A 13325-nucleotide genomic window follows, 5' to 3' on the forward strand; every position below is an offset into this window, starting at 1 on the left:
TCTACGGGGGCGCGGGGGTGGCCCCCCGCACGGATGCCGCCTGCGGTGACGGTTCAGGCGGTCAGGTTCTCCAGCGGTACGGAGGGGTCGGCGAGGGCCTCGGTGTCCACGGCGGCACGGGAGCGGATCAGGCTCTGGATCCGGTCTGTGACGTCCCACACATTCACGTTCATGCCGGCGAGCACCTGGCGGTCCTTGAGCCAGAAGGCGATGAACTCGCGCTTGCCGACGTCCCCGCGCAGCACGACCTGGTCGTACGAGCCGGGCGGCGCCCAGCCCGAGTACTCGAGGCCGACGTCGTACTGGTCGGAGAAGAAGTACGGGACGCGGTCGTAGGAGACCTGCCGTCCGAGCATGGCGCGGGCGGCGGCCGGGCCGCCGTTGAGGGCGTTGGCCCAGTGCTCGACGCGCAGCCGGGTGTGCAGCCAGGGGTGGTGGGCGGCGGCGACGTCGCCCGCGGCGAAGATGTCGGGGTCGGAGGTGCGCAGCGACTCGTCGACGGCGATGCCGCCGCCGTCGGCGCGGTCGACGAGGGCGAGGCCGGCGTTCTCCGCGAGGGCGGTGCGCGGGGCGGCGCCGACGGCGGCGAGCACGTCGTGGGCGGGGTACTCCTCGCCGTCGTCGGTGCGCACGGCGAGGACCATGCCGTCGGCGCCGACGATCTCGGTGAGCCTGACGTCGAAGTGGAAGCGGACGCCGTGCTCGCTGTGCAGGTCGGTGAAGAGCTGGCCGAGTTCGGGGCCGAGGACGTGGTGGAGCGGGGTGGGGGCGGGCTCGATGACGGTGACCTCGGCGCCGTAGGTACGGGCCGCGGCGGCGACCTCCAGGCCGATCCAGCCGGCCCCGGCGATCACCAGGTGCCCGTTGTCGCGGCCGAGGGCCTGCAGGACGTGGCGCAGCCGCTCGGCGTGGGCGAGGCGGCGCAGGTGGTGGACGCCGGCGAGCCCGGTGCCGGGGACGTCGAGGCGGCGCGGCTCGGCGCCGGTGGCCAGGAGCAGCTTGTCGTAGCGGATCACGGTGCCGTCGCCGAGGCGGACGGTGCGGGCCTCGCGGTCGATGGCGGTGACGGTCTGGCCGAGGTGCAGCTCGATGTCCGCCTGCGCGTACCAGGCGGGCTCGTGGACGAAGACGGAGTCGCGGTCCTCCTTGCCGAGGAGGAAGCCCTTGGAGAGGGGCGGGCGTTCGTAGGGGTGGTCGCGTTCGTCTCCGATGAGGATCACCCGGCCGTTGAACCCCTCGGCGCGCAGCGTCTCCGCGGCCTTGGCTCCGGCGAGGCCCCCGCCGACGATGACGAAGGTCTGATCTGCGTCGACCACGTTGATTCCTCCTCGTTACGACCGGTTCACTACGCTACGCCCCCGAGCCGGGCCCGCCCCACAGTCCCGGGCCGGTGCATGCGAGGGTCCCGCACGAGCACCGGACTCGAAAAGGGGGCGAACGGCCCTTAGGGGCGCGGGTGGCGGAAGCGGGTGTGGAGGCTGCGGGCGGAGGCGTCGGTGAGGGAGGCGATCTGGTCGACGATCACCCGCTTGCGGGAACGGTCGTCGGGCGCGGCGTTGAACAGGGCGCGGAACTGCGGGTCGAGCCCCTCGGGCGCGCGGGCGGTCAGGGCCTCGGCGAGCTCGGCGACGACGATCCGCTGGTCGGCGCGGAGCGCCTCCTGTTCGGCGCGCTGCATCACGTACCGGTCGGCGACGGCCTTGAGTACGGCGCACTCGTTGCGGGTCTCGCGGGGGACGACGAGCTCGGCCCCGTAGCGGGTGAGGCGTCCGGAGCCGAAGGCCTGGCGGGTGGCGCCCTCGGCGGCGAGGCAGAAGCGCCCGATGAGCTGGCTGGTGGCGTCCTTGAGGCGGGCCTGGGCGCCGGCCGAGCCGTCGTAGCCGTGCGGCCACCACTCCTGGTCGACGAGCCGGTCGAGGGCGTCGGCGAGCTCCTGCGGGTCGGTGTCCTCGGGTACGTAACGGCCGAGGGCGACGGCCCAGATGTCGGCGCGCTCGGGCTCGGCGAGCAGCATGTTGGGGTCGATGTGCCCGGCGTGCAGCCCGTCCTCGAAGTCGTGCACCGAGTAGGCCACGTCGTCGGACCAGTCCATGACCTGGGCCTCGAAGCACTTGCGGTGGGCGGGGGCGCCCTCGCGGATCCAGGCGAAGACGGGCAGGTCGTCCTCGTAGACGCCGAACTTGGACGAGCCGGGGTCGGTGGGGTGGCCGCCGCGCGCCCAGGGGTACTTGGTGGCGGCGTCGAGGGCGGCGCGGGTGAGGTTGAGGCCGACGCTGAGGGGCTCGCCGGTGGCGGGGTCGGCGATGAACCGCTTGGGCTCGATGCGGGTGAGCAGCCGCAGCGACTGGGCGTTGCCCTCGAAGCCGCCGCAGTCCTTGGCGACGTCGTTGAGGGCCTGCTCCCCGTTGTGCCCGAACGGCGGGTGGCCCAGGTCGTGCGCGAGGCAGGCGGCCTCGACGAGGTCGGGGTCGCAGCCGAGCGCGGCGCCCAGCTCGCGGCCGACCTGGGCGCACTCCAGGGAGTGGGTCAGCCGGGTGCGGGGGCTGGCGTCCCAGGCGTGGCTGAGCGTGCCCGGCGTGACGACCTGCGTCTTGCCGGCGAGCCTGCGCAGCGCGGCCGAGTGCAGGACCCGGGCCCGGTCGCGCTGGAAGGCGGTGCGCCCGGGCCGCTTGTCGGGCTCGGCGGCCCAGCGCTCGGTGGCGGCGGGGTCGTAGCCGGGGGTGTCGGTGCCGTCGATGCCGGGGGTGCCGTCGATGCCGTGGGTGCCGTCGATGCCGTGGGTGCCGTCGATGCCGTGGGTGTCTTCGAAGCCTTCCATGCACCGACGGTATCCGGCGGGACGGACAACCGGGACTAAGCGGAGGCGAGTTCCCTCGTGGGGCCGGTGTGGGCGAGGGCCTGGTCGTAGCGGTGCAGGACCAGGCGGGCCAGCGCCGGGTGGGCGCCGAGGGGGGCCGAGGCGATCCAGGGGGCGTGGGCGGCGCTGCGGGTGGCGAAGAGTCCGGGGGCGGTGAAGCAGGAGGCGACGGCGACGCGGTGGTGGCCGCGGGCGGCGAGGGCGCGGAGGGCCTCGGGGACGGTGGGGGTGGCGGCGGAGGCGTAGGCGGGGACGACGGGTACTCCCCCGAGGCGTTCGCCGAGGAGTGCGGCGAGCCGGCGGGTGTCGGCGCCCGACTGCGGGTCGCGGGAGCCGGCGGCGGCGAGCACGACCGCGGTGCCCTCCCCGGCGGTCCAGCCCGCCTCGGCGAGCCGGTCGGCGAGGGCCTCGACGAGGAGCGGGTGGGGGCCGAGCGGGGCGGCGGTCCGGGTGGGGCGGCCGGGTGCGGCCGCGGCCGCGGCGGGCAGGTCGTGCTTGACGTGGTGGCCGCGGGCGAAGAGCAGCGGGACCAGGACGGCGCCGCCCTCCGGCTGTGCGGCGAGCGCGTCGGGCAGGAGCGGGGGGTTCAGCTCGATGTGCGCGAGCCGTGCGTCGAGTCCGGGGCGCAGTTCGCGGACCCGGTCGAGGAGCAGCCGCAGCGTGGCGGTGGCGCGGGGGTCGCGGCTGCCGTGCCCGACGGCTATCAGCGCGGGGCCGCGCGTCCCGGGGCGCACCTGGCGCAGGCGGGCGCCGAGCTGGGTCCCGATGCGGCCCAGCAGGTCGGCGCTGCTGGAGAGGGTGGGGTCCGGCTCGTGCGTCGTCATGGACCGATCCTGCCCGGTCCGCATTGCCTGCCCGTTTCCCCCGCGTCACACCCGTTTGCCGACCGCTCACGGAGCCGGGAGCGGCGCGGTCAGGTCCCGCCGGGCTCCGCCCTGGGGGGCCTAGCTCGCCAGCCACACCCGCAGGGGGCCGATCGGCTCGAAGCCGGCGGCCACCGCCGCGGTCAGGTCGTCGCCCGACTCGTAGCCGACCGCGGCGCGGCCGGGGGCGACGAGGGAGAGGGCGCCCGCCCAGCTGCCGGCGACGTCCGCGGCGGCCGTCGCGAAGAGGTTGGAGATGCCCGTCACCGTGCCGCTGTCGGTGAGGACCGCGCCGCCGAGGATCGCGCCGTCCGGCGCGTGGCCCGCGACGATCCTGGTGCCGGCCTCGGCGAGGAGCTCGGGGCGGAAGAGGGCCGCCTCGTCCTCGTCGCCGTCGCTCCAGGCCAGCGCCCAGGCCGCGAGTTCCGCCGGGGTGCGGACGGGCCGCCAGCCGGCGGGGGCCGCGGGGCGCGGGAGCCCGGCGGGGCGGTGGATCCACTGGGCGTCGAAGAGCGGCCGGAAGCCCTCGCCGGTCAGGTCGAGGCGCGCGTGGCTGTCCTTGACCGAGGCGCCGGGCGCCGTGCGGTCGATGCCTGCCACGACGTCGTCCGCCTCCGCGTCCGCGGCCAGGGTGACCGCGTCCGGGTAGTAGAGGGGGGTGCGGCGGGCGTTGGTCCAGGCACGGGGGCCGAACGCGCCGGGGAGGCCGTGGGCGCGGCACATGGTGTCGCACCAGAGCGCGTTGTTGCGGACGGCTTCGCCGAGGACGGCAGGCTCGATGATCATGCGCCGAGAGTACGGAAGGGACACCCCTCACCTCCCCTCTTTTTTCCTTCCGAATCACGGAATATCTTTTCCGTTATGAGAATGTCCCCCGCGTCGCTCCCCCGACGCGTCACCGCCGAGTTCACCGGCACCGCCGCCCTCGTCGCCGTCATCGTCGGCTCCGGCATCCGCGCCGACTCCCTCAGCCAGGACATCGGCGTCCGGCTGCTCGCCAACGCCCTCGCCTCCGCCATCGGCCTGGGCCTGCTCATCGCCCTCCTCGGCCCGCTCTCCGGCGCCCACTTCAACCCCGTCGTCACCCTCTCCGAGTGGTGGGCGCGACGCCGCGAGGACGAGGGTGCGGGAGCCGGCGCGGCCGTCGGCTACATCGCCGCCCAGCTCACCGGCGCCGTCGCGGGCGCCCTGCTCGCCGAGGCGATGTTCGGTCGGGCACCCGGCGCCCTCGCCACCGAGCGGCGCGCCGAACTGCACCTGCTGCTCGGCGAGGCCGTCGCCACCGCCGGGCTCGTCCTCGTCGTCCAGGGCCTGCGCCGCATCGGCCGCCCCTCCCTCGCCCCGGTGGCCGTCGCCGGCTACATCGGCGCGGCGATCTGGTTCACCTCCTCCGGCTCCTTCGCCAACCCCGCGGCCACCGTCGGCCGCGCCTTCTCCGACTCCTTCACCGGGATCGCCCCCGGCTCCGTCCCCGCCTTCGCCGCCGCCCAGCTGCTCGGCATGCTGCTCGGCATGGGCCTCGCGGCCCTGCTCTACGGGACCTCGCCCGGCCCGGCCGGCCCGGCAGGCGAACCGAACGGACTTCCCGCGCGTCCGAGCAGGTGAACGACCGAAGACCAGAGATCCATACGTCCACGGAGGACCCCATGCGCGGCGTACGCCTGCCGCTCCCCCGGACCACCCGGGCCCGCCGCCGCACCGTCCAGGCCGTCATGCTCGGCGCCGTCCTCGCCCTCGCCCCCGCCACCTGGATGCACACCGCCGCCGGGGACCGGCTGCGCACCACCGCCGACGTGCCGGCCGAGGACGTCGCCGTCGTCTTCGGCGCCGGCCTGTGGAAGGGGCGCCCCACCCCGTACCTCGCGCACCGCCTCGACGCAGCCGCCGAGCTCTACCGCACCGGCAAGGTCAAGGTCCTCCTCGTCACCGGCGACAACAGCCGCACCGAGTACGACGAGCCCAGCGCCATGCGCGCCTACCTCGCCGCCCGCGGCGTCCCCGACTCCCGGGTCGTCAGCGACTACGCCGGCTTCGACACCTGGGACTCCTGCGTCCGCGCCAAGAAGATCTTCGGCGTGGACCGGGCCGTCCTCGTCACCCAGGACTTCCACATCAAGCGGGCCGTCGCCCTGTGCGGCGCGGCCGGCGTCGAGGCGTACGGCGTCGGGGTCGCCGAACCCCACGACGCCACCTGGTACTACGGCACCACCCGCGAGCTCGCCGCCGCCGGGAAGGCGGCCCTGGACGCGAGCCTGCGCCCCGACCCGCACTTCCTCGGCGACCGGGAGGACGGCGTCGCCCAGGCCCTGGCCGCCCCCGCCGCGCCGGCCGCGCCCGCCTCACCCCGGCCCCGGCCCTGACCTGAGGGCCTGGCACCTCGCCCGTAATGCGGCGGGAGCCCTCCCGTAACACGCCCGTCGCAGCATCGATCCATGCCAGAGGTCAGCACCGTCCCCACGCACTGCCCCTACTGCGCCCTGCAGTGCGGCATGAAGCTGCGCCCCACCCCGGGCGCGGAGCTCCCCGTGGAGGTGGTCGACCGCACCGACTTCCCCGTCAACCGGGGCGCGCTCTGCGGGAAGGGCCGCACCGCCCCCGCCGTGCTCTCCCGGCGGGTCAGACTCACCGAGCCCCTGGTCCGCTGCCCCGACACGGGGGCCCTGAAGCCCGCGTCCTGGGAGGAGGCGCTCACCGCCGTCGCCGACGGACTGCGCCGGACCCGCGCCGACCACGGTCCCGATGCCGTGGGGGTCTTCGGCGGCGGCGGGCTCACCAACGAGAAGGCGTACGCGCTCGGCAAGTTCGCCCGGCTGGCCCTCGCCACCTCGCAGATCGACTACAACGGGCGCTTCTGCATGTCCTCCGCGGCCGCCGCCCACCAGCGGGCGTTCGGCCTCGACCGGGGCCTGCCCTTCCCGCTGGAGGACGTCCCGAAGACCGGCTGCGTGATCCTCGTCGGCTCCAACCTCGCCGAGACCATGCCGCCCGCGCTGCGCTACCTCACCGAGCTCAAGGCGAACGGCGGCCGGCTCATCGTCGTCGACCCGCGCCGCACCCGCACCGCCGAACAGGCCGACCTGCACCTCGCACCCCGCCCCGGCACCGACCTCGCGCTCGCCCTCGGCATGCTCCACCTGGTCGTCGCCGAGGGCCGGGTCGACGAGGAGTTCGTCGCCGCCCGCACCGACGGCTGGCCCGCCGCCCGCGCCGGGGCCATGTCCCACTGGCCCGAGCACGTCGAGCGGCTCACCGGGATCCCGGTGCCGCAACTGCGCGCGGCGGTACGGATGTTCTGCGAGGCCGAGACCGGCATGGTGCTCACCGCCCGCGGCCCCGAGCAGCAGTCCAAGGGCACCGACACGGTCGGCGCCTGGATCAACCTCTGCCTCGCCACCGGCAAGGCCGGGCGCCCGCTCAGCGGCTACGGCTGCCTCACCGGCCAGGGCAACGGGCAGGGCGGCCGCGAACACGGCCAGAAGGCCGACCAGCTTCCCGGCTACCGCAAGCTCGACGACCCGGCCGCCCGGGCCCATGTCGCCGGGGTGTGGGGGATCGCGCCGGAGTCCCTGCCGGGGCCGGGACGCAGCGCGTACGAACTCCTCGACGCGCTCGGCGGCGAGGTGAAGGCGCTGCTCCTGATGGGCTCCAACCCGGTCGTCTCCGCGCCCCGCGCCGCGCACGTCGAGGGCCGGCTGCGCTCCCTCGACTTCCTCGCCGTCGCCGATGTCGTGCTCTCCGAGACGGCCGAACTCGCCGACGTCGTCCTGCCGGTGACCCAGTGGGCCGAGGAGACCGGGACGACGACCAACCTGGAGGGACGGGTGCTGCTGCGCCGCCGGGCCCTCGCCCCGCCGCCCGGGGTCCGCAGCGACCTGGAGGTGCTGCACGGCCTCGCCGGGCTGCTCGGCTGGGAGAAGGGCTTCCCGACCGACCCGGAGGAGGTCTTCGACGAGCTGCGGCGCGCCTCGGCGGGCGGCCCCGCCGACTACGCGGGGATCGGCTACCGCCGCATCGAGGAGGAGCAGGGCGTGTTCTGGCCCTGCCCCGAGACCGGCCCCGGCGAGCCCCCGCACCCGGGCACCCCGCGCCTCTTCCTCGACCGCTTCGCCACCGCCGACGGGCGCGCCAGGTTCGTGCCCGTCGTGCACCGGGCGGCGGCCGAGGAGACCGACGCCGAGTACCCGGTGCTCCTCACCACCGGCCGGGTCGTCTCCCAGTACCAGTCGGGCGCGCAGACCCGGCGGGTCGCCGAGCTGAACGCGGCCGCGCCCGGCCCCTTCGTGGAGCTGCACCCGCGGCTCGCCGAGCGGATCGGCGTCGCCGAGGGCGAGCGGGTCGCGGTGCACTCGCGGCGCGGGACCGCGGTGGTGCCCGCCCGGATCACGACGGCGATCCGCCCGGACACGGTCTTCATGCCGTTCCACTGGGCCGGCGAGGGCCGCGCCAACACCCTCACCAACCCGGCGCTCGACCCGGTCTCCCGGATGCCCGAGTTCAAGGTGTGCGCGGTCCGCCTGGAACGCGCCTGAACCAGTCGCCGCTCGCGATGACCGGGCCCAGCGGCGCGCCCGGCGCCGCCACGTACACCCAGGCGGGCACCCGCGCCCCGTCCCGGGCCCTGACCACCGGCCGGGCGACCCGCTCGTAGCCGGCGGGTTCCTCCAACCGGTCGAGCACGTCGAGCAGTTCGGCGTACCGGCCGGGCGCGGCCGTCAGCAGCGCCCCCGCGATCCGGCCCTCGCCCGGCACCGCGAACGGATAGCCTGGCCCGTCGTGCAGCAGCGCTCCCGGCAGCACGGCGTCCTCCTCCGCGCCGGTGCGGCCGGCGAGGAACCGGTCGTGGTTGTACGCGCCGGGGCGCAGCGTCCCGTAGACGAAGAACGGCAGCGCCTCGCCCGTCACGGCGCCGTGGTCTCCCGCTCGACCCACCGCGCGTAGTCGGCGCTCGCCCGCGCGACCGGGCTCGCGAGGATCTCGGGCGTCTCGTAGTCGTGCGCGGCGAGCAGATGGGCCTGGAGGGCCTCGTACCGGGCCTCGGTGGTCTTGAACACCACCTGCCACTCCTGGGCGGTCTCCACCGTGCCCTGCCAGCGGTAGACGGACGTGACGGGACCGGAGACCTGCGCACAGGCGGCGACCCGGGCCTCGACGGCGCCCCGGGCCAGGGCCTCGGCCTTGGCGGGGGCGTCGGTGGTGGTGAGCACGGCGAGGAGGGCGGGGACGCCTGTGGTGTCGGGGGTCACGGGCCCACCGTACGACAGGGGGGCGCGGTGTCCGCGCCGGGCGGCAGCAGGGCGCGTTCGGCGGCCGTGAAGTCCCGGTCGAGCCCGTTCCGGCAGAGGGCCTTCGCCATCTCCTCGGGGCGCAGGTCGAGGGCCTGGTACCAGCCGTCGCCGGCGGCGAGCAGGCTCGCGCCGTGGACCGTGAGGCCCAGGTGGGCGGGCAGCGGCAGTTCGGCGAGGAGCCGGCCCGTGCTCGGGTCCCAGACGCGGGGGTCGCCGCTCGGGCCGGAGGTGACGAGGAGGCCGCCGGGGCCCTGGCCGATGAGCTGGGTGTAGCCGTCGCCGGTCGACAGGGGCGGCGCGGCGGGGCGGCCGGTGTCGACGTTCCACCGGCGCAGGAAGCCGTCCCCGTGGGAGGTGGTGAGGGTGCGGCCGTCGGGGCTGAAGAGGAGCGGGAAGGGGCGGCTGAGCTCGACCGACGGGTGCAGGAGGCCGACGGTGAGGGTGCGCAGGCGGGTGCGGGTCCGCAGGTTCCACAGCTGGACGTGGCCGTCGCCCGTGTCGCTGCCGGTCAGGACGGCGATCTCGTCGGGGTGTTCGGGGCGGGCGCGGAGCCGGCCCCGGCTCCGGAAGACGTCGCTGAGCTCCGCCGCCGACCTGGGACCGAACCGCACGGCCGGGGCCGAAGCACGGCCGGTGGCGGCGTCGAAGAGGGTGAGCCGCCCGTCGGAGGTGAGGACGGCGACCTCGCTGCCCGCGAGCGGTTCGATCGCCTCCACCTGGTCCGCGTCCGGGTCCCAGGGGCCGAGGTCGAAGTCGACCCGGCGCCGGGGGTCGGCCGCCGCGAACGCGGCGACCCCGCCCCTCTGTTCGAGCACCACCCAGCTGGAGTCGGCCGTCCAGAACGGGAGGGAGTCGTTGGACTGCGGATTCTGGGGAGCGCGCCGCGAGCGGCCGGTGGCGGTGGTCACGATCTCCAGGAACGTGTCCCCTCCCCGGGCGAGGCCGGTGCCGTCCGGCGAGAGCGCGCCGTCGACCTGCTCGGCGGGCGCGTCCGGGCCGGGCAGTGCGTCCACCGGATCGGCCCGGGCGGTCAGCAGGGTGTCCGCGACGGGGACGAGCACGGTGACGCTCGTCCCCGGGCCGGGCACGACGGCGAGCACCGCGTCGGGGTGTTCGAGTTCCGGGATCCTGGTCCGGTGGAGCCGGCCGGTCCGCACGTCGACGAGGGCCGTCTCCAGCCTGCCGTTCGTGCCGCCTCCCCCTTGCTGGATCACGGCGTACCGGCCCGTCCCGTCCAGCGTCTTCACGTCGTCGACGAGCGGGTGCAACCGCGTCGGACGGCCCGGCGGGCCGCTCGTGGGGTAGACCCGGGCGGGGTTGCCCGCGACGAGCCGTTCGCCGCCCGAGGCGATCACGCCCGACCTGTAGTCCGCGTCGAAGGACCGGACCTCCCGTCCGGTCGCGAGCTCGCGGACCACGGTCTTGCCGTCGCCTTCCGGCAGGAAGACGACCAGGCCGGGGTCGGCGGTGAAGGCGGCGGTCCTGGGATCCCCCGGGATCAGACCGGGTGCCGACGGCAGCCGCCGGCCCGAGGCGGCCTCCCAGGCCGAGACGGTGGCGTAGCGGTCCCCCGGGCCGGTGGAGCCGGTGCCGTCGTAGAAGGAGAGCATCCGCAGCAGGCGGCGGCCGTCGCTGCTGAAGTCCATCTGGACTGCGTTGACCTTGCGGTTCTTCGCGTCGGCGGAGCGCAGTTCGCGGGGCGGGGCGTCCGGATCGGCGCCCGACAGGCTCCAGACCCACACCGTGCCGTCCCCGTTGGCGAGGGCGAAGGTCCGCCCGTCCGGGGCGAGTTCGCTCGTCCTGGGGCGGTCGGTGTCCTCCAGGGCCCTGGCGGGAACCTGCCGGAGCCGCAGGGAGCGGGGACTGCCCCCGTCGAGGTCCGTGAGCACCGACAGCGCCCGCGCGCCGTCGTCGAGGAGCGAGAGGACCACCGCCGCCCGGCCGTCCGACGTGACGTCCATGCTCTGGAAGGCGCCGGGCCAAAGGCCGGGGTGGCTGCCGGTGAGCGTCTGGCCCCGCGCGTACGCCCGCAGCAGCGCCCCGTACGTCTCCGGGCTCGGGTCCGTCGCGCGGGCGGCGAGGGCGAGCTGGAGGGAGGTCGCGGGGCCGGTGACCTCGTGGCGGAGGGAGGTGTCGGCGAGGATGCGGGCGGCCTGGCCGCGCAACTGCCCCTGGTAGAGACGGTTGTTGTACAGCGCCCAGCCCGCGAGCCCGCCGGCGATCAGGGCCAGGGCGGCGAAGACGGCGATGGCCGTGTACAGCCTGCGGGTGCCGCGGCGGGCCTGGTGGTCGCCGAGGAGGATGTACGCGCGTTCCGCGTCGCTGACGTCCTCCGGCCGGCGGGCCAGCCGGTCGAGGGCCGTGGCGAGGCTGGAGCCGCGGAGCAGGGCGGCCGGTTCGCGGTCCTGCTCGCGCCAGCGGGCGAGGTCCCGGCGCAGCTGCTCCTGCCAGGCGCGGAAGTCGCGGGACTCGGCGAGCCAGGCGTTCAGGCGGGGCCAGAGGGTGGTGAGGGACTCATGGGCGAGCTCGACGGTCTCGACGGGCGCGCCGCCCTCCTCGGCCACGCTCGCCAGCACGACCAGCTTCGTCGGGGCGAGCCGCCGGGCGAGGGCCGCCAGGTCCTCGGCGAGCTCGGCGGTGCGGGCCGGGCGGCGGGCGAAGGAGTGGTCGCCCGCGGGCCGGGCCAGCTGGACGAACAGGCGCCGGGCGAGGGGCTCTTCGCCGGGGCCGAGCCGCTCGCGCAGGGCCTCCTCCGCGTAGCCGACGAGGGCGCCCGCGACGCCGCCGACGGCGTCGTAGGCGGCGTGGGTGAGCAGGCCGCCCTCGCGGGCCTCCCACAGGCGGGTGAGGGCGAACTCGACGAGCGGCATCCGGCCGGGCTCCTCGCCCGCGTCGGCGACGATCCGTTCGGGCAGGCCCGGTTCGAACCACAGGCCGGGGACGGCGGCGACCGGCCCGGTGACGGCCCGCAGCAGTCCCTCGCCGGAGAGGGGGGCGAGCAGCCGGGTGGCGTCGCTCAGCACGTCGGCGGCCTCGGGGGTGACCAGGACGCCCAGGGACTCGGCCCGGGCGGTGGCCACCACCCGTAACGCGGGGCGGTCCGGCTGCCCGGCGCCGAGGGCGACGAGGAGCCGGGTCAGGGCGCGGGCGGCGTCCGGGTCGGCGGCGGCGTACTCCTCCAGCTGGTCCACGAACAGGACGTGTCCGCCGTCGCCCGCGTGGGCGAGGACCCGGTCGCGCAGGGCGCCCGGCAGCCCGTCGGCCGTGTCGAGGAGCCGCGCGAGCTCGGCCGTCTCGCGCAGCCGGGCCACCTCGCCGAGGCCGGGTTCGAGTACGGGGACGAGGGCGCGGGCCAGAGCGGCGCCGGGGCGGGTGCCGGGGACGGCGCGGAGTTCGCCGACGGTGGCCCCGGCGGCCCGCAGCGCGGGCAGCAGCCCGGCCCTGACCAGGGAGGACTTACCGGACCCCGAGGGGCCGACGACGAGGGTGAGCGGGCGGCGGGCGACGGCGTCGAGGAGCCGCCGGGTCTCGTCCTCCCGCCCGTGGAAGAGGTCCGCGTCGGCCTCCGTGAAGGGGGCGAGGCCGCGGAACGGGCTGCGCGGCGGAAGCACCACCGGGTCGAGGAGGGTGCCGAGCGGGATGAGGTACGCGGTGGTGGAGCCGGTGGCGCCGTCGGCGGCGACCGTCATGCCGACGACGCCGCCCTGCGTCTCGTCCCACACGGCGGCGCCGCTGAAGCCGGGGACGATCCGCTGCCCGGGCACGCCGGTCTCCATCTGGACCCAGCCCTCGCCCTGCGGCCCGCGCAGGGTGCCGCCGGCCCACACTCCGGCGTCGGAGTGCGCGGTGAAGCCGAGGACCCGGAAGGGGTGCTGCCACAGCCGCGTGCCGGCGGCGTCGGCGAGGGGCACCGGGCGACTGCCGGGGACGGGCGCGTCGAGGCGGAGCAGGGCGACGTCGGCGGCGGGCCGCCAGACCAGGACCTCGGCGAGGACGGCCGGCCCCGCGGGGGGCCGTTCGCCCGCCTCCCGGCCGGGCAGGAGCGGGAAGTCGAGGCGGACCGGCCCGTCCGGCGGCTCCTCGGGGATGCCGGGTTCGCCCGCCGCCTCGGCGACGACGTGGGCGCAGGTCGCCACCGTGTCGGGCGCGACGAGGAAGCCCGCTCCGACCACCCGCCCGGAAGGGGTGCGGACACGGACGACGGAACGCGTCAGGATCTCTTCCTCGTGGACGGCGGCCACCGGCTGTCCCCCTCCTCGCAGCGCTCCCGCGGCGGTCCCGCCACGATAGGCGAACTCCCCTCGCGCCGGGACCCTTCGT

Annotated in this window: 10 protein-coding genes; 3 read left to right on the forward strand and 7 right to left on the reverse strand. The window is 76.1% G+C overall.

Annotated elements, in window-relative coordinates; genetic code table 11:
- Positions 1 to 53 precede the first annotated feature (53 nt).
- The 4 genes from ACH414_RS04975 to ACH414_RS04990 all read right to left on the reverse strand — a co-directional run bounded on the left by ACH414_RS04975 (position 54) and on the right by ACH414_RS04990 (position 4506).
- On the reverse strand, positions 54 to 1316 hold the full coding sequence (locus ACH414_RS04975; RefSeq protein WP_382543514.1) for an NAD(P)/FAD-dependent oxidoreductase: 1263 nt from the start codon (positions 1314 to 1316) through the stop codon (positions 54 to 56).
- Between the two features lie 128 nt (positions 1317 to 1444).
- Positions 1445 to 2818, reverse strand: coding sequence for a deoxyguanosinetriphosphate triphosphohydrolase (locus ACH414_RS04980; protein WP_398940813.1), 1374 nt, complete (start codon positions 2816 to 2818; stop codon positions 1445 to 1447).
- Between the two features lie 35 nt (positions 2819 to 2853).
- Positions 2854 to 3681 carry a sirohydrochlorin chelatase gene (locus ACH414_RS04985; protein WP_386564065.1) on the reverse strand — a complete coding sequence of 276 codons (828 nt, stop codon included), beginning with the start codon at positions 3679 to 3681 and terminating at the stop codon, positions 2854 to 2856.
- A gap of 120 nt (positions 3682 to 3801) precedes the next feature.
- Positions 3802 to 4506, reverse strand: coding sequence for a hypothetical protein (locus ACH414_RS04990; RefSeq protein WP_382543520.1), 705 nt, complete (start codon positions 4504 to 4506; stop codon positions 3802 to 3804).
- Positions 4507 to 4581: 75 nt separating this feature from the next.
- Between ACH414_RS04990 and ACH414_RS04995 the strand changes: the two genes are divergently transcribed.
- From ACH414_RS04995 to ACH414_RS05005, 3 genes are all read left to right on the forward strand, one after another.
- Positions 4582 to 5325 (forward strand): aquaporin, encoded by a 744-nt coding sequence (locus ACH414_RS04995; RefSeq protein WP_382543523.1) that lies wholly within the window; start codon positions 4582 to 4584, stop codon positions 5323 to 5325.
- 41 nt (positions 5326 to 5366) lie between these two features.
- Positions 5367 to 6080: a vancomycin high temperature exclusion protein gene (locus ACH414_RS05000; RefSeq protein ID WP_382543526.1), complete on the forward strand. Its 714-nt coding sequence runs from the start codon at positions 5367 to 5369 to the stop codon at positions 6078 to 6080.
- A gap of 72 nt (positions 6081 to 6152) precedes the next feature.
- The gene (locus ACH414_RS05005; RefSeq protein ID WP_398940814.1) at positions 6153 to 8249 is read left to right on the forward strand and encodes a molybdopterin oxidoreductase family protein; all 2097 of its coding nucleotides are present in this window, start codon (positions 6153 to 6155) and stop codon (positions 8247 to 8249) included.
- On the opposite strand, the gene ACH414_RS05010 is transcribed toward ACH414_RS05005, so the two are convergent.
- Genes ACH414_RS05010 through ACH414_RS05020 form a run of 3 tightly spaced genes read right to left on the reverse strand, consistent with a single transcriptional unit; the run spans position 8215 to position 13246 of the window.
- Positions 8215 to 8622 (reverse strand): gamma-glutamylcyclotransferase family protein, encoded by a 408-nt coding sequence (locus tag ACH414_RS05010; RefSeq protein WP_382543532.1) that lies wholly within the window; start codon positions 8620 to 8622, stop codon positions 8215 to 8217. The two genes, ACH414_RS05005 and ACH414_RS05010, sit on opposite strands and share 35 nt — an antisense overlap.
- Complete coding sequence (cutA, locus tag ACH414_RS05015) at positions 8619 to 8963, reverse strand: divalent-cation tolerance protein CutA (protein ID WP_398940815.1); 345 nt, start codon at positions 8961 to 8963, stop codon at positions 8619 to 8621. Before cutA ends, ACH414_RS05010 begins: the two co-directional genes overlap by 4 nt.
- Positions 8960 to 13246, reverse strand: a complete 4287-nt coding sequence (locus ACH414_RS05020) for a trypsin-like peptidase domain-containing protein (RefSeq protein ID WP_398940816.1) — start codon at positions 13244 to 13246, stop codon at positions 8960 to 8962. The genes cutA and ACH414_RS05020 overlap by 4 nt, the downstream gene beginning before the upstream one ends.
- Between the last annotated feature and the right edge of the window lie 79 nt (positions 13247 to 13325).

Source organism: Streptomyces sp. NPDC020422 (assembly GCF_044386705.1).
Taxonomy (GTDB): domain Bacteria; phylum Actinomycetota; class Actinomycetes; order Streptomycetales; family Streptomycetaceae; genus Streptomyces.

Excerpts from the sequence above, each read along its gene's own strand:
- ACH414_RS04995 (WP_382543523.1), top strand. The coding sequence starts at position 4,582 with ATGAGAATGTCCCCCGCGTCGCTCCCCCGACGCGTCACCGCCGAGTTC.
- ACH414_RS04990 (WP_382543520.1), bottom strand. The coding sequence starts at position 4,506 with ATGATCATCGAGCCTGCCGTCCTCGGCGAAGCCGTCCGCAACAACGCG.
- ACH414_RS05005 (WP_398940814.1), top strand. The coding sequence starts at position 6,153 with ATGCCAGAGGTCAGCACCGTCCCCACGCACTGCCCCTACTGCGCCCTG.
- ACH414_RS05000 (WP_382543526.1), top strand. The coding sequence starts at position 5,367 with ATGCGCGGCGTACGCCTGCCGCTCCCCCGGACCACCCGGGCCCGCCGC.
- ACH414_RS04980 (WP_398940813.1), bottom strand. The coding sequence starts at position 2,818 with ATGGAAGGCTTCGAAGACACCCACGGCATCGACGGCACCCACGGCATC.
- ACH414_RS04985 (WP_386564065.1), bottom strand. The coding sequence starts at position 3,681 with ATGACGACGCACGAGCCGGACCCCACCCTCTCCAGCAGCGCCGACCTG.